The organism is Aerococcus sp. L_32, assembly GCF_050689315.1.
In genome coordinates this window covers 1-518 of the sequence record NZ_JBOEQF010001266.1, presented here as the reverse complement: position 1 = coordinate 518, position 518 = coordinate 1, and the positions used below count along the sequence as shown (strand labels likewise).

Here is a 518-nt window from a genome sequence, read left to right as displayed (position 1 = left end):
AACGCAATTGTTGACACGCCCGCAAAAGTTGTCTATATTTGTAATATCATGACACAACTTGGCGAGACTGAGCATTTCTCAGATGCAGACCATGTACGTGTAATTAACGAACACTTAGGGGCTAAGGCGATAGACACGGTGCTATTGAATAAAACCCCAGTACCCTTTGAATACTTGGAGGGTGCCAGTGAAAAGGACTATTTAGTTCAAATCACTCAAGACCGTCAAGGCTTGGCAGATCAAAAATGTCAGGTGGTTGGCTGTGACTTTTTAAATCTTGAAAAAAGTGGGGTTTACCACAACCAGGATAAATTAGTCGGCGCTATTATGGATGTCATGAACGATCGCATAAAATAAAGTGAATAAGAAAGAGGTGAGCTGGTGGCTTCATTTGCAGGAGATGTAAAGAAAGAACTCACTCAGCTAACAGTGGACTATGAGCACGCGCGTTCAGAGCTAGCAGCCATTCTACGTATGAACGGATCGATTTCCCTTATGAATGGGCAATTAATCTTAAA

The 518-nt window shown here is 42.1% G+C and carries 1 protein-coding gene and 1 pseudogene; both read left to right on the top strand.

The window, feature by feature from the left end:
• The coding region (locus ACRCJ0_RS19255) for a gluconeogenesis factor YvcK family protein (RefSeq protein ID WP_431391832.1) at window positions 1-357 on the top strand (357 nt) is incomplete at its 5' end.
• Between the two features lie 24 nt (window positions 358-381).
• Window positions 382-518: pseudogene (locus ACRCJ0_RS19250) on the top strand (DNA-binding protein WhiA); the annotation flags it as partial.